Origin of the sequence: Streptomyces aidingensis (assembly GCF_900112355.1) — a bacterium.
GTDB lineage: Bacteria > Actinomycetota > Actinomycetes > Streptomycetales > Streptomycetaceae > Streptomyces > Streptomyces aidingensis.
Window position 1 is genome coordinate 340332 of sequence record NZ_FOLM01000003.1, and the last position, 21809, is coordinate 362140.

18 protein-coding genes and 1 pseudogene are annotated in these 21809 nt (G+C 73.9%); 9 read left to right on the forward strand and 10 right to left on the reverse strand.

Features of this window, described 5'->3' with window-relative positions:
- The first annotated feature begins 90 nt into the window (after positions 1-90).
- The 3 genes from BM242_RS29280 to BM242_RS08680 are packed head-to-tail and all read left to right on the forward strand — an operon-like array spanning position 91 to position 5439.
- Entirely contained in the window at positions 91-918 is an 828-nt protein-coding gene (locus BM242_RS29280; RefSeq protein WP_093838107.1) for a hypothetical protein, read from the forward strand.
- Complete coding sequence (locus tag BM242_RS08675) at positions 915-3119, forward strand: bifunctional serine/threonine-protein kinase/ABC transporter substrate-binding protein (RefSeq protein WP_093838108.1); 2205 nt, start codon at positions 915-917, stop codon at positions 3117-3119. The genes BM242_RS29280 and BM242_RS08675 overlap by 4 nt, the downstream gene beginning before the upstream one ends.
- A gap of 52 nt (positions 3120-3171) precedes the next feature.
- Positions 3172-5439, forward strand: a complete 2268-nt coding sequence (locus tag BM242_RS08680; protein ID WP_093838109.1) for a bifunctional serine/threonine-protein kinase/ABC transporter substrate-binding protein — start codon at positions 3172-3174, stop codon at positions 5437-5439.
- A 65-nt stretch (positions 5440-5504) separates the two neighbouring features.
- On the opposite strand, the gene BM242_RS08685 is transcribed toward BM242_RS08680, so the two are convergent.
- Entirely contained in the window at positions 5505-6896 is a 1392-nt protein-coding gene (locus BM242_RS08685; RefSeq protein WP_093838110.1) for an extracellular catalytic domain type 1 short-chain-length polyhydroxyalkanoate depolymerase, read from the reverse strand.
- A gap of 27 nt (positions 6897-6923) precedes the next feature.
- On the opposite strand from BM242_RS08685, the gene BM242_RS08690 reads away from it, so the two are divergent.
- The gene (locus BM242_RS08690; protein ID WP_093838111.1) at positions 6924-8564 is read left to right on the forward strand and encodes a PucR family transcriptional regulator; all 1641 of its coding nucleotides are present in this window, start codon (positions 6924-6926) and stop codon (positions 8562-8564) included.
- On the opposite strand, the gene BM242_RS08695 is transcribed toward BM242_RS08690, so the two are convergent.
- The 5 genes from BM242_RS08695 to BM242_RS30760 form a co-directional block, all read right to left on the reverse strand.
- Positions 8533-9465, reverse strand: a complete 933-nt coding sequence (locus BM242_RS08695; protein WP_093838112.1) for an alpha/beta hydrolase — start codon at positions 9463-9465, stop codon at positions 8533-8535. The genes BM242_RS08690 and BM242_RS08695 overlap by 32 nt on opposite strands.
- A gap of 146 nt (positions 9466-9611) precedes the next feature.
- Complete coding sequence (locus tag BM242_RS08700; protein WP_093838113.1) at positions 9612-11195, reverse strand: alkaline phosphatase D family protein; 1584 nt, start codon at positions 11193-11195, stop codon at positions 9612-9614.
- A 153-nt stretch (positions 11196-11348) separates the two neighbouring features.
- On the reverse strand, positions 11349-11549 hold the full coding sequence (locus BM242_RS28850; RefSeq protein WP_139238294.1) for a hypothetical protein: 201 nt from the start codon (positions 11547-11549) through the stop codon (positions 11349-11351).
- Complete coding sequence (locus BM242_RS08705; RefSeq protein WP_093838114.1) at positions 11546-11818, reverse strand: hypothetical protein; 273 nt, start codon at positions 11816-11818, stop codon at positions 11546-11548. The genes BM242_RS28850 and BM242_RS08705 overlap by 4 nt, the downstream gene beginning before the upstream one ends.
- The gene (locus BM242_RS30760) at positions 11815-11943 is read right to left on the reverse strand and encodes a hypothetical protein (protein ID WP_281254673.1); all 129 of its coding nucleotides are present in this window, start codon (positions 11941-11943) and stop codon (positions 11815-11817) included. The genes BM242_RS08705 and BM242_RS30760 overlap by 4 nt, the downstream gene beginning before the upstream one ends.
- A gap of 101 nt (positions 11944-12044) precedes the next feature.
- Here BM242_RS30760 and BM242_RS08710 point away from each other — a divergent pair, with 101 nt between their 5' ends.
- Both BM242_RS08710 and BM242_RS08715 read left to right on the forward strand, forming a co-directional pair.
- Positions 12045-13250, forward strand: a complete 1206-nt coding sequence (locus BM242_RS08710; RefSeq protein ID WP_093838115.1) for a helix-turn-helix domain-containing protein — start codon at positions 12045-12047, stop codon at positions 13248-13250.
- A complete protein-coding gene (locus tag BM242_RS08715) occupies positions 13247-13771 on the forward strand; it encodes a flavoprotein (RefSeq protein WP_093838273.1) in 525 nt (174 codons plus the stop codon). The genes BM242_RS08710 and BM242_RS08715 overlap by 4 nt, the downstream gene beginning before the upstream one ends.
- A 120-nt stretch (positions 13772-13891) precedes the next feature.
- On the opposite strand, the gene BM242_RS08720 is transcribed toward BM242_RS08715, so the two are convergent.
- Positions 13892-16225 carry a rhamnogalacturonan lyase family protein gene (locus BM242_RS08720; protein ID WP_107365100.1) on the reverse strand — a complete coding sequence of 778 codons (2334 nt, stop codon included), beginning with the start codon at positions 16223-16225 and terminating at the stop codon, positions 13892-13894.
- A gap of 375 nt (positions 16226-16600) precedes the next feature.
- On the opposite strand from BM242_RS08720, the gene BM242_RS08725 reads away from it, so the two are divergent.
- A complete protein-coding gene (locus BM242_RS08725; RefSeq protein ID WP_093838116.1) occupies positions 16601-17425 on the forward strand; it encodes an SGNH/GDSL hydrolase family protein in 825 nt (274 codons plus the stop codon).
- A 197-nt stretch (positions 17426-17622) separates the two neighbouring features.
- On the opposite strand, the gene BM242_RS29285 is transcribed toward BM242_RS08725, so the two are convergent.
- Together BM242_RS29285 and BM242_RS08730 are read right to left on the reverse strand one after the other, a co-directional pair.
- Positions 17623-17760, reverse strand: coding sequence for a hypothetical protein (locus tag BM242_RS29285; RefSeq protein ID WP_175541318.1), 138 nt, complete (start codon positions 17758-17760; stop codon positions 17623-17625).
- A gap of 107 nt (positions 17761-17867) precedes the next feature.
- Positions 17868-18307: pseudogene (locus BM242_RS08730) on the reverse strand (MFS transporter); the annotation flags it as partial.
- Positions 18308-18555: 248 nt separating this feature from the next.
- On the opposite strand from BM242_RS08730, the gene BM242_RS08735 reads away from it, so the two are divergent.
- Positions 18556-19161 carry an XRE family transcriptional regulator gene (locus BM242_RS08735; RefSeq protein WP_217652403.1) on the forward strand — a complete coding sequence of 202 codons (606 nt, stop codon included), beginning with the start codon at positions 18556-18558 and terminating at the stop codon, positions 19159-19161.
- A gap of 131 nt (positions 19162-19292) precedes the next feature.
- Positions 19293-20186 carry a class I SAM-dependent methyltransferase gene (locus BM242_RS08740; RefSeq protein WP_093838118.1) on the forward strand — a complete coding sequence of 298 codons (894 nt, stop codon included), beginning with the start codon at positions 19293-19295 and terminating at the stop codon, positions 20184-20186.
- Positions 20187-20378: 192 nt separating this feature from the next.
- Here BM242_RS08740 and BM242_RS08745 read toward each other — a convergent pair whose 3' ends face one another.
- Entirely contained in the window at positions 20379-21653 is a 1275-nt protein-coding gene (locus BM242_RS08745) for a poly(ethylene terephthalate) hydrolase family protein (RefSeq protein ID WP_093838119.1), read from the reverse strand.
- Between the last annotated feature and the right edge of the window lie 156 nt (positions 21654-21809).

Below are 21809 nucleotides of genomic sequence, written 5' to 3' on the forward strand. Positions count from 1 at the left end.
CACTGGCCGCACGGTCCGGACCCGCGGCATGCCGAAACGGGGGGCATGATGACATTCCGCAGAGCCGGCGGACGGTTACGGCCCCGGGCCGTGGCGGCCGTTGCGCTGTCCCTGCTGCTGACCGCCGCCTGCACCGCAGGCGCGGACGACGGGGCCCCGGCGGACCCGGAATCGCCCGCCGCGGAGTCCGAACCGGAACCGGAACCGGAGGAAACCGGGGGCGGCGGGCCCGGGGCCGACGGCGCATACGACTTCGTCCTGGACCCGGCCAAGGCACCGGCCACCGCCGCCGAGGCGGCCGGCCTGGTGGACCGGGTGGCCCCGGCCCCGGAGAACTTCGGCCCCGGCTATGTGGTCCGCGACCCCGCCGAGGACGACCCCGGCGAGTGGGCGGTACTGGGCGAGGACTGCGTCTGGCGGCGCGCGCCGGTGCCGGACGGCGTGCTGGCCAGCCTCACCCGCTACACCGAGCTGCCCGCCGCGGACGGCCGGGGCGCCGTCCAGGCGGCCATGGTGATCACCGTGCACCGCGATGTGCGCGGCGCCCAGTGGGAGATGGCCCGCACCATCGAGGACGCCCAGCGCTGCCCCGAGCAGCAGTTGCGCCAGAACGAGTGGGTGCGGGGCCTGACCTCCATGGGCCAGGAGCGGGGCACCCTGGGCAACCGGACCACCGAGGACGCGCTCCAGGAGTTCGGCGAGTTCTACCCGGACGCCGCCGGGCCCTACCCGTACCACTGGTTCCGCATCAGGATCGGGCCGGTCACCGTCGCCTTCTCCGCCAAGGGCGGCGCCGGACGCACCCAGGAGGAGGTGACCGAAGGGCCGCTGAACGCCCTGGTGGACACCACCACCCGGCTGGAGGCGGAACTCGGCGCGGAAGAGGCCGCCACCGGCGGCGGGGAGGACGACGCGTGACCGAGCCACTGCGCCCGGCGGACCCCTCGGCGCTGGGCGGCCACCGGCTGCTGGGCAGGCTGGGCGCCGGCGGCATGGGCGTGGTCTACCTGGGCCGCACCGGGGCCGGCGCGCTGGCCGCGGTCAAGATGATCCAGGCCGACCTCGCGGACGACCCGGAGTTCCGGGCCCGCTTCCGGCGCGAGGTGCAGCACGCCCGCCGGGTGACCAGCGCCTGGGCGGTGCCGGTCACCGGCGCCGACACCGAGGCGCCCCGCCCCTGGATGGCCACCGCCTTCGTACCGGGCCCCTCGCTGGCCGAGGCGGTCACCCGCTGCGGCCCGCTGCCGCCGCGCGCCGTGCTGATCCTGGCCCGGATGCTGGCCCGGGCGCTGACCGCCGTGCACGCGGCCGGGCTGGTGCACCGGGACGTCAAGCCGCAGAACGTGCTGCTCGGCCCGGACGGCCCCCGGCTGATCGACTTCGGCATCGCCCGCCCCGCCGAGGGCGCCACCACCCTCACCGGTGAGGGAATGGTGCTGGGCACCCCCGGCTTCCTCGCCCCGGAGCAGGCCGAGGGCCGCACCGGGGCGACCGGCCCGGCGGCCGATGTCTTCTCCCTCGGCTGCCTGCTCGCCTACGCCGCCACCGGGCGCCCGCCGTTCGGCACCGGCACCCCCGACGCCCTGCTCTACCGCACCGTGCACGACGAGCCCGACCTGTCCGGACTGGACGGCGCGGAGCACGCGCCGCTGGCCGCGCTGCTGCGCCGCTGCCTGGCCAAGGACCCGGCCGCCCGGCCCGCCCCCGAGGCGCTGGACGCGGAGATCACCGAGGACGTGCCGGACGGCAGCGTGTCCTGGCTGCCCGACGACGTGGTGCGGCTGATGGCGGTCCGCGCGGCCGAACTGCTCGCCCTGCCGGACATCGAGCCCACCGAGATCGGCACCCCCGCCGGCCCGGCCCGGCCCGGCCGCCGCCGGCTGCTCACCCTGGCCGCGGGCGGCGCGGTGGCCCTGGCGGGCGGCGCGGGCGCGCTGTGGGCGCTCTCCGGCAGCGGCGACGGCAACAGCGACGGGGCCGGGAACGGCGACGGCGGCCCGGACCCGGCGGCCGGCGGCAGCGGCTCCGGCGGCCCCCGGATCGCCGTGCATGCCGACCTCTCCGGCCCCGGCCGGGCCGCCGGACAGGCACAGGAGCGCGGCGTCCGGCTGGCGGTGGAGGAGTTCAACGCCCGCCCCGACGCCCCCTTCACCCTCTCCCTGGTGGTGGAGGACGACGGCGGCGATCCGCAGCGCGCCGCCGAGGCCGCCGCCCGGCTCGCCGGGGACCCGGCCGTGCTGGCCGTGATCGGGCCCACCCACGACGCCACCGCGCTCACCGCACTGCCGCGCTACGAGGAGGCGCAGCTCGCCATGGTGGCGGTCTCGCCCGGCCGGGACACCCTGGCCGCCGAGGCGCTGGTGCTGGAGGAGAGCCTGGTGCTGGTCCGTACCCGGCCCAGTGACATCTATCTGTCCGTGCCGCTGGCCACCCTGCTGCTGGGCTCCCCGGCACCGGGCTATCCCGGCGTGCTCCAGGACCGCGCCCTGGGCATCCAGAGCCAGGTGACCGCCTCCCTGGTGCACACCCTGGTGCGGGACAGCGGCGGCGTCACCCACCCCCGGGTGGTGCCGCCCGGTGTGCTGGACAACGAGGGCTACGGCACGGTGGTCGCCGAGATGCTGGCGGCCGGCATCGACGCCCTGGTCTACGCCGGACCGGCCGACGGGGCCGCCGCCGTCGCCCGGGAACTGGCCGCCGCCGGCTTCACCGGCCCCCGGTACGGCATCCAGCCGGTGCTCGACCCGGTCTTCCCGGAGCGGGCCGGCGAGGCCGCCGAGGGCTGGACGCTGGTGTCGTCGTTCACCGATCCGGTGGCGCTGCCGGCGGCCGGGGACTTTGTCGCGGCCCACCGCAAGGCCCACGGGGAGGAGCCCGGACCCTGGGCGGCGGAGGCCTACGACGCGGCCACGCTGGTCGTGCGGGCGCTCGGCTCCGCCCCCGGCGGACCGCCGGACCGGGCGGAGCTGGCCCCGATGCTGCGCGAGGCGACCCTGGAGGGCATCGCCAAGAGCTATGCCTTCTCCCCGGACGGGTCCTTCGCGGGCGAGGGCACCTTCCTGTACCGGGTGGAGAACGGCGGCTTCACGTTCCTCGGCCCGGCCGCGGCACCGGCCTGAGCGGCGGCCCCGCCGCCATGACCGCCCTGCCGCACCGGTGTGAGGAGGCGCGATGGAAGATCTGAGGCCCTCCGATCCGGTCTGGCTGGGCGGCCACCGGCTGCTGCGGCGGCTGGGTGCCGGCGGCATGGGTGTGGTCTATCTGGCCCGCTCGCCCGGCGGTGCCCTGGTGGCCCTGAAGGTGGTGCGCAGCGAGTTCGCCGACGAGCCCGGCTTCCGCCGCCGGTTCCGCCGGGAGGCCGAACTCGCCGCCCGGCTGCGGGGCCGCTGGCTGGTCCCGGTCACCGCCGCCGACCCGCAGGCCCCCGAGCCGTGGCTGGCCACCGCCTTCGTCCCGGCGCCCGCGCTGGCCGAGGTGCTCGCCGGCCATGGCCCTCTGCCGGAGCGCACCGTCCGCGTGCTGGGCCGGCGACTGGCCGAGGCGCTGGCGCAGGTGCACACGGCAGGACTGGTGCACCGCGATGTCAAGCCCGGGAACGTGCTGCTGGCGCTGGACGGCCCGCGGCTGATCGATTTCGGCATCGCCCGTCCGGCCGGGGCCACCCCGCTGACCGTCACCGGCACGGTGGTCGGCTCGCCCGGCTATCTGTCCCCGGAGCAGGCCCGGGCCCGGCCGGACGAGATCGGCCCGGCCAGCGACGTCTTCTCGCTGGGCTGCGTGCTGGCGCACGCCGCTACCGGCCGCCGCCCGTTCGGCACCGGCAACGCCTCCACGGTGCTCTACCGCACGGTGCACGGCGAACCGGATCTGGCCGGGGCGGACGCCGCGCTGCTGCCGCTGCTGCGGGACTGCCTGGCCAAGGACCCGGCCCGGCGCCCGACCGCCGCCGACGTCGGACGCCGCCTCGCCGCGGACGATGCCGCCCACCATGCCGCAGAGGATGCCGCGGACGACGCCGGTGCCTGGCTGCCGCCCGGGCTGCCCCGGCTGATCGCCGAGCGCTCCGCGCGGGCGCTGGAGCTGCCGGTGCCGGAGCGCACCGAGGTCGGCGAGGCCGCCGCCGTCCCCGGGCCGGGCGGCGCCGCGCCGCCCTCGCGCCGCCGGCTGCTGGCCGGACTGGGCGCGGCGGGCGTGGTGGTGCTCGGCGGCGGAGCCGCCGCCCTCGCCGCCCTCGACGGCCCCGGCGGCTCCGGCGGCTCCGGCGGCTCCGGCGGCTCCGGTGGTTCCGCCGCCCCCGGCGGCACGCCGTCCGGCACCCCCACCGGCGCCGGCGACCGGCCGCGCCGGGTGATCGGCCTGCACGCCGACCTCACCGGCGCGGCCGGCACCGACGGCACCGCGCAGCAGCGCGGCGCCCTGCTCGCGGTCGAGGACCACAACAGCCGCCCGGACCGGGCCTTCGATCTGGCCCTGGAGGTCTACGACGACCGGGGCGACCCGGAGCTCGCGGCAGCCGCCGCCGCGCATTTCACCGACACCGCCGAGCCGGCCCTCGCCGTCGTCGGCCCCACCACCGACGCCGCCGCGCTGGCCGCCCTGCCCGGCTACCAGGAGGCGGTGCTGCCGCTGGCCGCCGTGTCGGTGGCGGTCGCCGACATCTCCTCGGTCACCTACTCCGTCTGGTTCTCCCTGCGCCCTGCCGGGGACCAGTACTCGCCCGCGCTGATCGCCTATCTGTCCCTGGCCGAGCCCGCCACCCGGATCGCGGTGATCGAGGACACCACCGCCGACCCCGAGCTGCGCAGGATGGCGCCCTCCCTGGTCGTCACCCCGCCCGCGGACGCCGAGATCACCGTGTACCCGGCCGAGGCCGGCGGCGAGGCCGGCTTCGCGGCGCTGGCCGGCACCGTACGGGCGGACGGGGCCGAGGCCGTGGTGCTGCTGGGCGATTCCCCGGACCGCGCCGCGGACTGCGCCCGGGCCCTGGCCGGGGCCGGCCACACCGGTCCCCGGCTGGCCGTGGAGCCGGTGCTGGGCGACGGCCGGTTCACGGCCGCGGCGGGCCCGGACGCCGAGGGCTGGGTGATCGCCACCGGCTACACCGATCCGGCCGGCCACCCCGGTGCCGAGGCGTTCACCGCCGCCTACCGGGAGCGGCACGGCGACGGACCGGTGCCGCGGTTCGCGGCCGAGGCGTACGACGCGGTGAACTTCCTGGCCCGGGGGATCGCCGGGCTGCCCGCCGGCGGCGACCCCAGGGAGACCCTGCGCCGGCGGCTGCGGCGCACCACCCACCGGGGCATCACCCGGCAGATCGCCTTCGACCCCTCCACCCGGGCCTTCGACTTCTCGGCCGGGCTCTTTCTGCACCGGATCCGGGACGGCCGGCCGCGGCTGCTGGGCCGCTACCTGGACGCCGCACCGGAGTGGGCGCCGTGAGCCGCCCGCGGCGGGAACGCGGACGGCGCACGGCGGGGCGGCAGCACGGCCGACCGTGCTCCCGCTCAGCTCAGGGCGCAGGCCGTGCCGTTGAGGGCGAAGGAGGACGGGTTGCCGGAGTTGCCGCTGTGGGTGGCCTGGAAGCCGATGTTCACGCTGCCTCCCGGGGCGATGTTGGCGTTCCAGGCGGCGTTGGTGGCCGTGACGGCCCCGCTGCCCGGGCTGTAGCCGGCGTTCCAGCCGGAGATGATGTTCTGTCCGCCGGGCAGGGTGAACGCCAGCGACCAGCCGCTGATCGCGCTGGTACCGGTGTTGGTGATGGTGATGTTGGCGACCAGGCCGCTGTTCCAGGTGTTGGTGGCGTAGGTGACCCGGCAGCCGGAGCCCGGATTCCCTCCGGTGGTGCCGCCGTTGGCGGTCCCGGTGCTGGTGCCGCCGTTGGTGGTGCCCGTGCTGGTCCCGCCGTTCGTCGTTCCGGTGCTGGTGCCGCCGGTGGTCCCGCCGGTGGTGCCGCCGGTCTGGTCGAGGCCGAAGAACTGGATGGTGCGCTGCGCCATGCCGTTCTGCGGCAGCGAGTGGCCCACGCCCTGGAGGCTGATCGCCTCGACCGGGGCCATGGTGCCCGAGCCGCCGTACCGGGTCCGGGTCCAGCCCGACTGCGGGGAGTCGCTGTACGACGGCGTCAGGCCGACACCGTGCACATTGGTCCACTGGTCGATCTGCTCCTGGAAGTTCGGGTAGCGCAGGGTGTCGTCGTTCGTCCCGTGCCAGATCTGCATCCGGGGCCGGGCGCCGCTGTAGCCCGGGTGGGCGCCCCGCACCATGTCACCCCACTGCTGCGGGGTCAGATTGCGCTGCCCCTGGGCGCACTGGCTGTTCCAGCTCGACCCGTCCGTGGTGGCGAAGCAGCCGAACGGCACACCCATGTAGGAGGCTCCGGCGGCGAACACGTCCGGGTAGTTGCCCAGCATGACGTTGGTCATCATGGCGCCGGACGAGGCGCCGGTGACAAACACCCGTCCGGGGTCGGTGTCGTAGTTGCTGTGGACGTAGTCGATCATCGATTTCAGTCCCACCGGGTCGCTGCCGCCGCCGCGGGTCAGCGCCTGCGGCGAGGAGACGTCCCAGCATCCGCCGTCACGGTTGGCGGACGGGTAGATCACGATGAATCCGTGCTGGTCGGCCAGGCGGGCGAACTCGGTCCCCGAGTGGAAGGCCGGGCCGGTGCCGGTGCAGTAGTGCAGCGCCAGCAGCACCGGCGCCGGCTGCCGCACCTGGTCCGGCACATACAGATACATCCGGTTGTTCGACGGGTTGTTGCCGAAGCCGGTCACCTCGGTGAGCTGTGCCGCCTGCGCGCTCGGCGCGCTGACCAGCAGCGCGGCCAGCACGGGCAGCACTCCGGCCAGCAACGCCCCGAGCAGTGGAGGTACCCGGCGTGCGGCTCTGTTGGACATGGACCTGTCCTTTCTAGACTCTCGGGTGTGAAGGGCTTGCTGCTGCGCTTGTCGTCGATCGATGCGGACGCGGCTGCCGCGGTGCGTGTGATCGCGCACTTCCAGGCACTGCTGGACGGCCGCGTCACTCCGGCCGCCCTGGTCCGGTCCACCGCCGGCCTGGCCGAATGCCCGGCCGGGCTGGAACTCGCGGACGGGCGGACCTTCCGCTGCGGCCCGGACGGTGTCGCCCTCAGCGGTCCCGCGGAGCGGGTCTCCGGCCGCGTCCCGCTGCGTCCGGCCGGTCACGTATGGCTGGAGCGGCCCGGTGCCGAACGTCCCCTCGACGAACTGGTGCTGGAATGGCTGGCCATCGCCGCCCGCACCATGGAACAGCCCTCGATGGTCGCCGACCCGGCCCTGGTCGAGCTGGCGCTCTCCCGGCGCGAGGCCATGGCCGACCGGGCCCGTGCCCTGCGGCTCCTCGGCCTGGCGCCCGAACTCCCGCTGCGCGTCGTCGTGATGACGGACGAGGTCCACGAACCGGACGTGGCGGCACTGGCTCTGCTCGGGCGCAGCGCAGTGCCGGGCACGGTCCGGGTGGCCCGGGTCGGCACGCTCGGGGTCGCGCTGGTGCAGCACGGCACCGCGGCGGCCTCACCGGTCGCGGAACTCCGCGCGGTGGCCCGGGAGTCGGTACGGGTCGGCGTCGGCGCGGCGACCGGCGGGCTGCGCGCGCACGTCTCGTGGGAGCAGGCCCGGGTGGCCCTGCGGTTCACCACCGCCGGGCTGCCGGACGACGCGGTGGCCGGCCATGACGAGCTGGGCGCGGTGACGCTGCTGGCCGAGATCCCGCCCGCCCGGCTGCGCCGGCTGCCGGACGCCGTCGCCCTGGCCGGACTGGCCGCGGCGGAGGGCGGCAGGCTGCAGCTCGCGGCGCTGGCCGCGTTCTGCCGCACCGGCTCGCTGCGGCTGGCGGCGGCCGAGCTCCATCTGCACCACAGTTCGGTGGCGGCCCGGCTGAGCCATGTGGAGAAGGCGATGGGCCTGCGGCTGCGCGATCCCGGGGACCGCTTCCGCGCCCAGCTGGCGCTGTACGCCCGCCGCCTCGCCGCGGCGGGGGAGAGCGGCGAGGGCGGCGGGCTGTCCGGAGACGCGGGGGAGTGGGGAGACTCCTGGGATCTCCGCGGCTCCGGAGGTATCCCCGGCCCCGGGGCGGCACAGGCCCCCGCGGTCTTCGGCCGCCCGGGGGACGGGGACACGTCGGCCGGTCCGGACGCCGCCGCCCGGGCGCGCTCCGCGCCGGACGCCGCCGCCGGGGACGCGGTCGGCGGCGGCCCCGGCATCAGGACGCCCGTCGGCCGGTCCGGCCGTGCCGGCGGGGAGCTCGTCGGCCGCGCGCCCGACGCGGCCGACGAGCGTCGGACCGGCGCCCCCGGCAGTGGTGCCGAAGACGCCGAGCATGAGCCGCCCGCCGACCGGCTTCCCGGGCCGCCGGGAGACGACGGTAAGCGGGACGACGGGACGGACGACGGGAGGGACGGCACCGGCGCGCGCCCGCCCGGCACGGCCGCCCCGCATGCCCGCCCGGCCCCCGGGCCGGGCAGCGGCACGGCGTCGGCAGCGGCGACGGCGGCGACGGCCGGGCGCACCGGTCTCACCAGTCCAGCGCCCGGCGGAGCACGGTGACCGTTTCCGCCGTGATCCGCTGCACCACGGCGGCGTGCCGGACCATGGCCGCGCCGTGGAACGTCCCAGGGAACAGATGCAGTTCGGTGGGCACCCCCGCGGTCAGCAGGCCGCGGGCGTAGTCGATGCCCTCGTCCCGCAGCGGGTCGAACTCCATCACCGCCACATAGGCCGGCGGCAGCCCTGCCAGCTCCTCGGGGGCGGCCCGTCCGGGCGCGGCCGTCACCGGCACCCGGTCGGTGCCGGGCACCCCGCAGCCCAGATAGGCGGCCCAGCTCAGCCGCCCGTTGCAGCGGTTCCACACCGGCGTGTCGTGGAAGCGCCGGGCGCTGGGTGTGGCCAGCCGGTCGTCCAGCGACGGGCTGTCCAGGTACTGGAAGCAGATGTCCGCCCCGCCCCGGTCCCGGACCAGCATGGCGACCGCCGTGGCCAGGCAGCCGCCCGCGCTGTCCCCGCCGACCGCGATCCGCTCCGGCCGCACCCCGAGTGAGTCGGCGTGCTTGGCGAGCCAGCACAGTCCGGCGAAGCAGTCCTCCAGCCCGGCCGGATAGGGGTGTTCGGGGGCCAGCCGGTAGGCGGGGGAGACGACCACGGCGGGCAGCCGCCGGCACAGGTCCAGATTGGTGTCGTGGTCCGCGTCGGGTGAACCCAGCACGAAACCGCCGCCGTGGATGCGGAAGAACGCCGGCAGCGGCCCCGGCATCCGGGTCGGCCGGTAGACGCGCAGCGTCACCTCGCCGGTGTCCACCTCGGACACCTCCACCCCGGTGGTGTCCGCCGCGGCGACCTGGACGGCCAGTTCGGCGGCCTGGGCGGCCCGGGCCGCGGCCACATCGGTGATGTCCACCTCGGGCATCATGGCCAGTGCCGCGGCCAGTTCGGGATCCAGCGGATAACGCATGCGGACACCGTGACATGGACAGCTCAGCGAGGTCATCCGACAGCCGTCGGATCATCCGGGCCGCCGGTCCGCTGCCCGGCGGGGCGGGCCGGGGCGGGGCCGGTGGCCCGGGCCACCGGCCCCGGCCACCGTTCCCCGTCACTCTCTCACTGACCGACCCGGCCCGGCTGGAGCGTCCTGGAGAACAGCACACCACCGCCCAGCTCGCGCAGGCTGACCGTCAGCTCCCCGCTGTCCCCGTCGATCTCCGCCTCGCCGAAGAACTGGAAGCCCTCGGCCGGGGAGACATTGGCCCGGTCCGGCGCCTTGACGAACACCCGCTCCGGGCCGAACGTGCCGTCCAGCGCGTTGGCCGGGAAGGAACCCGCGTTCAGCGGGCCGGTGACGAACTCCCAGAACGGCTCGAAGTCCCCGAAGGCCGCGCGGGACGGCTGATAGTGCTGCGCGGAGGTGTAGTGCACATCCGCGGTCAGCCAGACCGTGCCGGTGATCCGCCGGTGCTTGATGAACCGCAGCAGCTCCGCGATCTGGAGCTCCCGGCCCAGCGGCGCGCCCGGATCGGCGTTGGCCACCGCCTCGTAGTTCGCGCCGTCGCCCACCACCAGGCCCAGCGGCATGTCGGAGGCGATCACCTTCCACACCGCCCGCGACCGGGCCAGCTCGTGCTTGAGCCAGCGCAACTGCTCCTCGCCCAGGATGCCCTGCGGGTCCTCGGTCTGCCGGTTGGCCGAGTTGGCGTTGCGGTAGGTGCGCATGTCGATGACGAACACGTCCAGCAGCGGACCGTGGCGCACCACCCGGTACATCCGGCCCTGCTTCCGCCCGGGCCGCAGCGTGGAGACCGGGTAGTACTCGGAGAACGCCCGGCGGGCCCGGGAGACCAGCACATCCACCGAGGTCTCGGTGTAGCGGGGGTCGGCGAGCACCTCTCCCGGATACCAGTTGTTGGTGACCTCGTGGTCGTCCCACTGCACGATCGACGGCACCTGGGCGTTGAACCGCCGGAAGTTCTCGTCCAGCAGGTTGTAGCGGAAGTTGCCCCGGAACTCGTCCAGCGTCTCGGCGACCTTGCTCTTCTCCGGCGTGGTCACATTCCGCCAGGTCCGGCCGTCCGGCAGGGTGACCGTCTCGGCCAGCGGCCCGTCCGCGTACACGGTGTCGCCGCTGAAGAGGAAGAAGTCCGGGTCCCGCTGCTGCATCTCGGCGAAGATCCGGTAGCCGCCGAGTCCGGAGTTGATCCCCCAGCCCTGCCCGGCCAGATCACCGGACCAGACGAACCGGGCGCCGTCCCGGCGGCGGACCGGCGCGGTACGGAAGGTGCCGGTCACCGGCTCGCCGCGGCGCCGGTAGTCGTCCGGGTCGGCCAGCGTCACCCGGTAGTGGATCTGCCGGCCGGGCGGCAGACCGCACAGCGAGACGGTGCCGGTGCCGTCGGTGTCCGGCCCCAGCAGCGGGCCGGTCCAGCGGCGCGCGTTGCGGAACGACTCGCTCGCCGAGGTCTCCACGATCATCCGGGCCGGCCGGTCCGACCGCACCCACACCAGCCCGGAGTTGGTGGTCACATCCCCGGCCTGCACGCCCCAGGCCGCCGACGGCCGCCCGGAGAACGCCTGCGCTGGCGCGATGCCGCCCGCCGCGGCCGGCAGCGCCAGCGCGGCCGACGCCACCGTCGCCCCGCGCAGCACCGCCCGCCTGCCGACCGTCCTCCCGGACCCCTGTGCCGATGCCATACCGACCTCCCTGCACTTCGATGCCTCGGACAGACAGTCGGCAGCATGTCCGCACAATCCCCCGTACCAGGCACCGGCACCGGAACGCGCGGCAAACCCCCGGCCAACGCTCGCCCCCGTGGAGCGCCGCTGTCCGGGTGGCGGGGGTGCTCCTCAGCCGTCCGGGGTGCGGCCCGCGCCGGTACCGGCCGTGGGCGACGTGTGGCATACGCAGTCGCAGCGTTGCCGGGCGACGGGTACCGGGCCGGAGGCGGGGATGGTCATGGCGTAGGTGCCGTGGCACCAGCGGTGCATCTCCGGCGCCCCTACCTGGTCCGCAGTGGCGCAGGCCGGGGCGAGGACGGTGCTGCTCACCGCTCGGCCCCGGCCGCCGCGGCGTGTTCGTGCGCCTCGCGGAGCGCGGCCGCGGTCGGGCAGTCGGCGCCGGTGAGGTGGCAGTGGCTGCACACCTGCCGGTGCCCGGCGAGGGCTGCGGCGAGGTCCCCGGCGGTGCGGTAGTGGCGGGCGCACGGCGGGCAGGCGTACCCGGCCCAGCCCGCGCCGCTGTTCTGCTCCACGCTCGCGACCATGACGGGCCGCCCGGTGACCTGGTGGCAGTGGATGCACGGCTGCGCGCTGCTCACCGCTCCGCCTCCTCGGTCTCGCCGACGGGACCACCGTCGCCGGCGGCCGCTTCCTGCTCGCCGCCTACCGGGGGAATGGGCAGCATCTGGTGCAGCGGCGTACCCTCCGGCCAATCCCATGACATCGCTGTGTACCTTTCGCGGCGTCTGCGTACCCCCCGGACGGTAGGGGCAGTACACCAGGACGTGGGCACGCAAAGTGCGTGCCTTGTGGAGGGGAGCAGCCATGGACACTGGCGTCGGCCGCCGCATCGCCTACTGGCGCGAACACCGCGGACTCACCCAAGCCGACTTCGGACGCCTCATGGGCCAATCCCGGCGGTGGGTGCAGGACCTGGAAGGCGGGCAGCGGCAGACCGATCCCCGGCTGTCCGTGCTCCAGCGGGCCGCCGACATCCTGCGCATCCCCCTGGAACGCCTCGTGACCGACCCCGCACCCACACAAACGGCCCCTCCCGGCATGCCGCCGGACGTCGCTGCCCTCGCGGACTCCCTCCACACCCGCCACACCCTCACCCCGGCCGACCGCGCCCCGGTGCCGCTGCCCGCGCTGCGACGGCGAGTGATGTTCTGCTGCCAGGCGTGGGCCTCCTGCCACTACAGCGCCGCCGCCCGCGACCTGCCCGCAGTGCTCGCCGACGCACACACTGCGGCAGCCAGCGGAAGCGCGGAGGCCGCGGCGCTGCTGTCCCGCGCCTACCAGCTCACCGCGTCGCTGCTGTTCAAGTACAGCGAACCCGCGCGGGTGCCCGGTGCGGTCGCCGCCGACCGGGCCCTCGCGGCCGCGGAGACCTCCGGAGACCCGGTTGCGATCGGCGCCGCCGCCCGCCGCGTCGCCCGCGGCCTGATACACCAGAAGCGGCATACGGCGGCCGCCCAGTACGCCACCGCATCGGCCTCCGCGCTGCGCGAGGACCTTGAACGCGGCGGCCCGGTCGGCCTGTCCACCCTCGGCATGCTGTACCTGGTCGCTGCGGTCGGGACAACCGGCACCGGACGGTCCCCCGCCGCGGTAGCCCAGGCCACGGAGCGGCTCCGCGAGGCCGCCGAGGTCGCCCAGCGGCAGGGCGACGACGACGCGGACTTCACCGGCTTCGGCCCCACGAACGTCGCCCTGCACGAGGTTGACGTGCTGCTGCGTCTCGATGACGCGTGGGCGGCGGTGGAGGCCGCCCGCCGGATCGAGCCCGCAGCACTGGCCGGCATGGGCCGGGAGCGCCGGGCCCGGCACCTGGTCACCGATGCACGCGCTTCAGCCTTGACGCGCCGCCGCGACGACGCTACCCAACGCCTCCTCGAAGCCGAGCAACTCGCCCCCGAAGAGGTCCGCCGGCCGTCCGTCGCCCGGCTGGTGCAGGATCTGCTGGAGCTGGTGCCTTCCCCGGGCGCGGACCTACGCGGTCTGGCCGAGCGGTGCGGGGTGCGGCCGTGAGCCGGGTCCTGTACCTCATCGCTTGCGGCGCTGGCCCGGCGCAATTCGTCGAGCGCGGCGTGCTGGCCGCACAGGCCGCCGGGTGGGACACCTGCTTGGTCCTCACCCCGACCGCAGCCTCATGGTGGGAAGGCCGCCTGGGTGAGCTGGAGAAGCTGACCGGGCACCCAGTTCGGCACCGGTACACCAAGCCCGGGGAGTCCGGTGGGCTGCCCAAGGCTGACGCCATGCTGGTGGCGCCGCTGACCACCACCAGCGCCTGCAAGTGGGCCGCCGGCATCACCGATACCGTCGCGCTGGGCATCCCGGCCGAGGCCGTGCACCTCGGTGTGCCGGTGTTCGTCATGCCCTTCTGGTCCACCGCGCTCGGCGCCCAGCCGGCCGTCGCTCGGGCGCTGGCCACGCTGCGGGAGCAGGGAGTGCGAGTCCTCGACGGCCCGGACGGCTACCAGCCTCATCCGCCCAAGCAGGGCAACGGCGCCGCCTACCCGTGGCCCCGGGCGGTCGCCGCCCTGGGATGACCCGGGGACAGCCGGCCCCGGTGCGGCCCGTCCACTTGCTGGATGTGCGGCCCCGCTCCTGCCGGTCGGAGGAGCGGGGCCGTTTGATGTCAGCGTGCTGCCGTCTCCCGGTTCCGGGGCTCAGCGGAGATAGACGTTGGGGCGGGGCGGGGTGGCCATGCCGCTGCCGAGGAAGAAGCCGGGATGCGGCGGCTGGTTGTAGGCGGTGTTCTGCCAGGCCAGGGCCACGCGGTACTGGGCGTCGTGGGCCAGGGTGTGGAGTTTGAGGTCGGTGGTGTGGGTGGTGGCGTAGATCCGCAGGGCGTTGTTGCCGGTGTGGCGCCAGATCACTTCCTCGCGCCAGTCGCCGAGGATGTCGCCGGACAGCACGGGGGTGGACTTGGTGCCGTTGCTGGAGGCGACGCCGCTGCCGGTGAGCAGGCGGGTGTCACCGCCGGTGCCGTACTTGTCGATCCGGGTGCCGTCCAGCAGCTCACGGACCGGGTCGCCGTCCCACCAGGCCAGGAAGTTGGCCGAGGAGGGGCGGCGGCCGATGTCGGAGCCGGACGAGTTGCGCAGGTACCCCATGTTGGGGCCGGAGCCCCAGTACTCGGCGCCCGGGCTGCCGGCGTGGATGTCGCCCGCCACGCCCCGGCCGGGGCCTTCCTCACCGCTGGTGGGGGTGCGGAAGATGACCTGCCCGGTGCGGGCGTCGTGCAGGTCGGCGCCGGGCTGGTTGCTGGGCTCGTGGATGGTGAAGACCTCCAGGCCGGGGCGGCCCGGCACGAAGTCGCCGACGTGCAGGGCGTCGCCGTGGCCGAAGCCGGTGGTGTACATCAGGCTGCCGTTGTCGTCGATGGTGGCGGAGCCGTAGACGATCTCCTGCCGTCCGTCGCCGTCCACATCGGCGACGGAGAGCTGGTGGTTGCCCTGGCCGTAGGCGGAACCGTTGCCGGAGGAGTTGGAGTCGAAGGTCCAGCGCTTGACCAGTTGCCCGTTGCGGAAGTCCCAGGCCGCGATGACGGCGCGGGTGTAGTAGCCGCGGGCCATGATCAGGGAGGGCCGCTCGCCGTCGAGGTAGGCGGTGCCGGCCAGGAAACGGTCCACCCGGTTGCCGTAGTTGTCGCCCCAGGAGGAGACATTGCCGCGCGGGGGGTCGTAGTTGACCGTGGACAGCGCGGCACCGGTGAGGCCGTCGAACATGGTCAGGAACTCCGGGCCGGACAGGATGTAGCCGGAGGAGTTGCGGTGGTCGGCGTTTGCGTTGCCGATCACGTTGCCCTGGCCGTCGCGGGTGGCGTCGGCGGTCTTCATGGCGACCTCGGCCCGGCCGTCGCCGTCGTAGTCATAGACCTGGAACTGGGTGTAGTGGGCCCCGGCGCGGATGTTGCGGCCCAGGTCGATGCGCCACAGCCGCTGACCGTTCAGCCGGTAGGCGTCGATGTAGACGTTGCCGGTGACCCCGGACTGGGAGTTGTCCTTGGCGTTGTCCGGGTCCCACTTGACCACCAGTTCGTACTGCCCGTCGCCGTCCAGATCACCGGGCGCGGCCTCCACCGGGGTGTAGCCGGAGCCGGGGGAGGACAGCGGCACATCCAGGTAGTTCCCGCCGGTGAAACGCAGTGAGCTCTCGGAGGCGCCCTGCTCCGCGCCGTCCACCACCGCACGCACCGTGTAGACGGCCTCGGCCGGCGCGCCGGAGTCCAGGTAGTTGGTGGAGCCGGTGATCGGCGAGGAGTTCACCTTGGTGCCGCCGCGGTAGAGGTTGAACGCGGTGTCGTAGCCCTCGGTGCCCAGCAGCCGCCAGGAGACCAGGTTGCCCGAACCCGAACGCACCGAGACCAGGCCCCGGTTGAGGTCCTCCATCTGCTTGGCGCCCTCCGGCGGCTCCTCGTTCCCGCCGGTGGAGCCGCCGGTGTCCCCGCCGGTGGAGCCGCCGGTGTCCCCGCCGGTGTCCCCGCCGGTGTCGCCCCCGGTGTCTCCGCCGGTGGTGGTTCCGGTGGTGGTTCCGGAGGTGCCGCCGGTGGTGGTTCCGCCGGTGTCGCCGCACGGGACGCCGTTGAGGGTGAAGGCCGAGGGGTTGGTGCCGGCGGTGCCGCCGGCGTTGGTGCCGTTGAAGCCGATCTGGACGGTTCCGCCGGTGGGGATGGTGCCGTTGTAGGAGACGTTGGTGGCGGTGACATGGGCGCCGGACTGGTCGTAGTCGGCGTTCCAGCCGTGGTCGATCGTCTGGCCGGAGGGGAAGTCCCACTCCAGCTCCCAGGAGCTGATCTGCGGGCCGCTGTTGGTGATGGCCAGGTTCGCGGTGAATCCGGCTCCCCAGTCGTTGGTGGTGTAGGTGACGTCGCAGCCCGCCTCGGCGCCCGAGGCGGAGCCGCCTACCAGCCACAGGGCGGGGGCCGTGGCGACCATCAGTGCGGCCGTCGTCAGGGCGACCCGTTTACGGGCCGGGGAGAGTGGTTTTCTCGCGGACATGGGCGGCTCCAGTGATGAGGGATGAAACGATTCACGATCACGGAATCGTCAAGGAAAGAAAGTTTTCCGGGGTTCTGGGAGCGCTCCCATGCGCTGTTGCAACGTAGCAATCGGTCATGTCCCGGTCAATGGCTGCGGCGGGGCGGGCCGAAAAATTCTCGGGATCCGCCCGGCCGGTCCCCGGTCCCGCCCTGATCCACGGTCACCCCCGACCGGAGTAGGGATCTGCACTCCTGCGGGTGGTGCCCTGCCGCCGGTGGTATGGCCGATGCCGTCCGGCGTCACCTGGGTGAAGGTGAACGCCGCGGCACCGCGTCCGCCGCGGTGTCCGCAGCTGCCACCCCCACCTGTCATCCTCATCCGACGGAGGCTGCCATGCGTACGTCCCGAGCCCTGCTCACCGCCGTGCTGACCGCCGGTCTGCTGGCGCTGCCCACCCGGACGACCGCCGCCTCGGCGGACGCCGTGACCGCCGAGGCCGCCGAGACCGCCGTGACCGCCGAGACTGCCGAGAATTACGTGGCGCTGGGCGATTCCTACGCCTCCGGCTCCGGCGCGGGCGACTATTCCGACCTGGCCTGCACGCGGAGCGAGAACGCCTATCCGGCGCAGTGGGCCCGGGTCAACGCCCCGGCGTCCTTCACCTTCGCGGCCTGCGGCGGGGCGGTCATCCCCGATGTGCGGGAGGACCAGCTCTCCGCACTGGGCGAGTCCACCACCCTGGTCAGCATCAGCATCGGCGGCAACGACTCCGGCTTCGCCTCCACCATGATCAGTTGCCGGCTGTTCACCACCACGAGCTGCCGCCGGGCCCTGGACGAGGCCGCCGACTTCGTCCGCAACGAACTCCCCGCCCGGCTCGACGCGCTCTACGCGGAGATCCGGGCCGCCGCTCCCCACGCCCAGGTGGTGGTGATGGGCTACCCGTATCTGTACAAGGAGGGCGGCTGGTGCTGGGGCGGGCTCTCGGCCACCAAGCGCTCCCTGCTCAACGACGGCTCGGACCTGCTGAACGACACCATCGCCGACCGCGCCCTGGCGGCCGGCTTCACCTTCGCCGACGGCCGCACCGCCTTCGCCGGCCACGAGATCTGCACCGCGGACCCATGGATCAGCGACTCCGACATCCACCCCACGGCCGAGGGCCACACCTACGGCTACCTCCCGGCATTCACCGCCGCCGCCGGCCAGGTGCACTGACCACCAGCGTTGTCCCGCCGCGTACTTCGCAAAAAAGTCCCCGGTAGCGAGCGAGTACGGGGTCATCGCCGTGATGGGACTCGATACGGCGGTGTACGCGCATCTGGTCGAGCGCATCTGCGGCGGGCCCGGTGTGTCCGGCGACCCCCTGCCGTGCGGGCGGGCGTCGTGCTCCGCCCGCACGGAGTGCTGTGAGGTCAGCGGGCGGCGACGGGCTCCGCAGCCCCGGCCTCCGGAGCTGTCTCCTCGCCGGCTTCTGCGGGGGCGGTGTTCTCCGGGCCGCGTACGGCGACGTAGACGAGCAGGACACCCATCACCGTGGCGCCGGTCCACATGGATTGCTGCCAGCCGTCGACGAACGACTGCTGTGCGGCGTGGATCAGGTCCTGGGCGTGGCCGCCGGTCGTGGGCGCGATCTCGATGGCGTTGGCGATGCCTTCACGGGCGGTGTTGAGGTGATGACGGCCAGGATGATCGGCATGATCATCGCGGCGCTGATCCCGGCGGCCACACGGGCGGCGATCATGACCCCGGCCGACGGGGCGAGCCCGGCGACGGCGCCGGCGGCACCGAAGACGACCAGTCCGGTGATCAGCATGGGCTTGCGGCCCAGCCGGTCACCGATCGCGCCGAGCGGCAGCAGCAGCGCGGCCAGGGCAAGGGTGTAGATATTGATGATCCACAGGACGGTGGTCTGCGAGGCGCCGAACTCGACGGCCATGTGGGTCTGAGAGCGACGTTCAGCCCGGTCACCGAGGCGATGACAGCCATCAGCGCCAGCGAGACGGTGATCAGGATCGCACGCAGCTGACGCGCATCCGGCGCACCCCCGGCACCGACCGGCGTCGCGGCCGTCGCCCGAGGAGGCTGATTGATACTCATGGTTTCCTTCCCGAAAGGCATGCAGGATCAGCGCCGGGACAGAACCGGTCGCAGGGTCGGTGAGACGGGGACTCGCTCGCCGCGCGGACCGCTGGACGGCGGTCGCGCGGTTGTTCCGCAGCGGGACTCACGTGTCCGCCGTTGGTTCTCCGGGCCGTGGCGAGCGCGGCGTCGGTGTCCGCGGCGGCCGGCGCGGCCCGGTATCCGACGATAAGCGCAGGTTGCATGAAAGGCATACGATGTTGCCCATGACGCAAGAAGATGGGCAGCTGGACAGCCTCGTACGCAAACGGATCCGCGCACTGCGCGTCGCACAGGGCTGGTCGCTGGAGGAACTGGCCACCAGGGCCAACCTCAGCCAGTCCTCACTGAGCCGCATCGAGAACGGCCGGCGCCGCCTCGCCCTGGACCAGCTCGTCACCCTCGCCCGCGCCCTGGACACCACCTTGGACCAGCTCGTGGAGAACGCCGCCGACGATGTCGTCATCAGCCCGATGATCGACGGCGCGCACGGCCTGATGCGCTGGCCCGTGAAGGGCGACCCCGGCATGAGCGTGATGCGTCAGCGGATGACCGAACCGCCGCCCGGCAATCCGGCCCGCATGCGCGCCCACCCCGGCCGCGAATGGCTCGTCGTGCTGTCCGGCACGGCCGTCCTCATGCTCGGTCACCGGCGCTTTCGCATCGAGACCAATCAGGCCGCGGAGTTCCCCACCATGATGCCGCACGCCATCGGAGCCGAGGGCGGACCATGCGAGATCATGGGCATCTTCGACCGCGACGCCCGCCGAGGCCACCAGAAGGACGCCGGCTCCGCCGCCGACGGCAAAGGTGACCAGGGCTCCGGCCGATAACGGGCAGCGGCCCTGCCGCAGCCCTTCGGCTCGGTGGCGGGTATTGCGTGGCGGGCAGCACGCCGAGCCACCTCCTTGCGCAATACGCAAGCAGGGGTGCTTCACGCGCATGGCGGGCCTACGGTCGGACCATGAACGCAGCGCATCAGCAAACCCCCCACCACGGCGAAAGCGGTCACCACCCCGGCCACGGCCATGGCGGCCACCACGAACCCGGCGATCGCCATCAGGCGGAGATCCTCGATCTGGACGCCGAGGTGCTTTCCGAGCACATTGCGTCCATCACCGCCTGGCTGCCGCTGAAGAACAGGCCGCGCCGGATCGTGGACCTGGGCTGTGGTACCGGCGCGGGAACCTTCGCACTGCTCGGGCGTTTCCCCGACGCGCATGTCACCGCCGTGGACGCCTCGGCCGGGCACCTCCAGCTCCTGCGCGAGAAGGCATGCGCCCGCGGGGCCGAGGGGCGCGTACGGACCGTGCAGGCCGACCTCGACAGCGACAGCTGGCCCGACCTCGGCAGGCCGGAACTGGTGTGGGCCTCGGCCTCGATGCACCACCTGGCCAACCCTGACCGCGCCCTGCGAAACGTTCGCGGACTGCTCGCGCCCACGGGCCTGTTCGCCGTCGTCGAGCTCGCAGCCTTCCCGCGCTTCCTGCCCGCCGGCGCACCCGGGAGCCGGCCCGGTCTCGAGGAGCGCGCCCATGCCGCGACCGACAGCTTCCACGCCGGGCACGTTCCGCACCGCGGCGCCGACTGGGGCCCGATGCTGACGGCCGCGGGGTTCACCGTCGAGGACGAGCGGACCATCACCGTCAACATCGAAGGTGCGCGCAGCGAAGCGGTCGGCCGCTACGCCTACGCCAGTCTGCAGCGCATCCGCGGCGTGGCCGCCCCCGCTCTCGGCCCCGGGGACCTCGCCGCACTCGACGAGCTCCTGGACAGCAACAGCCCGAACTGCGTGCTGCGCCGCAAGGACCTCGCCATACGCACCGAGCGCACCGTCTGGGCCGCCCGCCGCGCCTGACCCCGGCGGTCCGGGTTGCCTGCCGGGCGGCCCCCAGCACCTCCCCCTGCGACCCCGCCCGGGTCTTCGAAGGCCAGTACCGGGCAGCCCTCCCTCGCCGGTCAGCCCTGCTCTCACCGTCCCGGCGGCGTGCCGTCCCGCCGGGATGACGGCGGGGCGGCACGCCCGTTCACCGGGGCGGAGTCACCCGGCTCACCAGTTCTTGTACGCGGTCTCGCCGAGGTGGCAGAAGGTGCAGCCGGGGCTCAGGAAGTCCTCGGTGCGGCGGAAGTCCTCGTCGGCGAGGTGCCACCGCAGCCAGGCGGTGATGATGTGCCGGCCGTTGCGGGTGGCGTAGATGTGGTCGGTGTTGTCCAGGATGCCGAACCACACCGGCACCTCGGTGTTGGTGTAGTCGCGCTCCATGTTCGCGGTGGCGAAGTCCTCGTCGCCGCCGATGTAGAGGGCCGGGTTCCGGAGACTGTCCGGGCCATTGCCGTCGAAGGAGCCGCCGGCCACATGGACGGTGGTCTCCAGCCGCGGCTCGTCGGCCACGTCGAAGGTGCCGATCGAGCCGCGGGAATGCCCGCCGAAGGCCACTTCGGAGAGGTCGAGGTCCTGGTACAGCGGGCTGAGCGGGCCGGCGTTCTGGTCCTCCAGCCAGTCGAGGGCCTCCACCATGTAGTCGCCGCTGCTGGAGGAGACCTCGCTGTAGACGACGAATCCGTGCGAGGCCCACTGGCGCAGCATGTCCTCGTAGTCGGCCGGGCCGGAGCCGGCGCCCGGGCCCCAGACCAGGACCGGGTGGTCCACCCCGTCCTGGCCGGCGTTGGCCGGATAGGCCAGCCACCCGTCCCCGCCGGGGCCGGCGGAGGTGTCGATCGTCACCGGGTACGGCCCGGGCCGGGTGACATCGTCCACCGGGGGCAGCGACCCGGGCGGAGGGTCGGTCGGACCCCCGCTGCCGCCGCTGTCCCCGCCCCCGCCGCTCCCGGCCTCGACAAGCACGTCGTCGACGGTCAGCGTCTCCAGGAAGCTGCCGGCGTCCAGCGAGAACCGCAGCCGCACGCTCCGGCCGTCCACCGAGGCCGGCAGCGGGAACGATGCCGCGCCACCGGCGGTGCGTGCCGATTCCAGCGTGGTGAACGAGCCGCCGTCGACCGAGTAGGCCACGGTGAAGCTCTCCCCGAGGTCCAGCCCGGACGCCTCCCGGGTGTAGGACACCGTCAGATTCCCGTATCCGTTCAGATCGATGGGCGCGGAGGTCATGGACGGTTCGGAGAACAGCGATCCCCGCAGCCGCGCGCCGTAGCTGCCGGTGGTGACGGTACCGGAGGAGGTGAAGGTGCCGAGCCCGTCGTCGAAGTCCTCGCTGTAGACGGAGGTGGCGGCGGAGGCCGGGGTCACGACGAGGCCGGCGGCGCCCACGGCCACGATGCCGGCGGCCAGGGCGCCGAATACGCGCAGGCGCCCGCTGATACGAGACATGTCTGAATCCCTTCCGGGCACCCCGGCCGACCGCGCCGGCGCGCCGCTGTGTCGGTTGCGCGAGTTGTGCCTGCTCCCGATCGCCGAAGATCGTTCCTTCCATCGGCCTACGCCGATTGAAGCCGCACTTTCGCAAAGGGGAATCAGCCAAATCAC

Coding starts and splice junctions, on each gene's coding strand:
- BM242_RS08680 (WP_093838109.1), top strand. CDS start 3,172: ATGGAAGATCTGAGGCCCTCCGATCCGGTCTGGCTGGGCGGCCACCGG.
- BM242_RS08685 (WP_093838110.1), bottom strand. CDS start 6,896: ATGTCCAACAGAGCCGCACGCCGGGTACCTCCACTGCTCGGGGCGTTG.
- BM242_RS08695 (WP_093838112.1), bottom strand. CDS start 9,465: ATGCGTTATCCGCTGGATCCCGAACTGGCCGCGGCACTGGCCATGATG.
- BM242_RS08700 (WP_093838113.1), bottom strand. CDS start 11,195: ATGGCATCGGCACAGGGGTCCGGGAGGACGGTCGGCAGGCGGGCGGTG.
- BM242_RS30760 (WP_281254673.1), bottom strand. CDS start 11,943: ATGTCATGGGATTGGCCGGAGGGTACGCCGCTGCACCAGATGCTGCCC.
- BM242_RS08710 (WP_093838115.1), top strand. CDS start 12,045: ATGGACACTGGCGTCGGCCGCCGCATCGCCTACTGGCGCGAACACCGC.
- BM242_RS08720 (WP_107365100.1), bottom strand. CDS start 16,225: ATGTCCGCGAGAAAACCACTCTCCCCGGCCCGTAAACGGGTCGCCCTG.
- BM242_RS08725 (WP_093838116.1), top strand. CDS start 16,601: ATGCGTACGTCCCGAGCCCTGCTCACCGCCGTGCTGACCGCCGGTCTG.
- BM242_RS29285 (WP_175541318.1), bottom strand. CDS start 17,760: ATGTGGACCGGCGCCACGGTGATGGGTGTCCTGCTCGTCTACGTCGCC.
- BM242_RS08735 (WP_217652403.1), top strand. CDS start 18,556: ATGACGCAAGAAGATGGGCAGCTGGACAGCCTCGTACGCAAACGGATC.
- BM242_RS08740 (WP_093838118.1), top strand. CDS start 19,293: ATGAACGCAGCGCATCAGCAAACCCCCCACCACGGCGAAAGCGGTCAC.
- BM242_RS08745 (WP_093838119.1), bottom strand. CDS start 21,653: ATGTCTCGTATCAGCGGGCGCCTGCGCGTATTCGGCGCCCTGGCCGCC.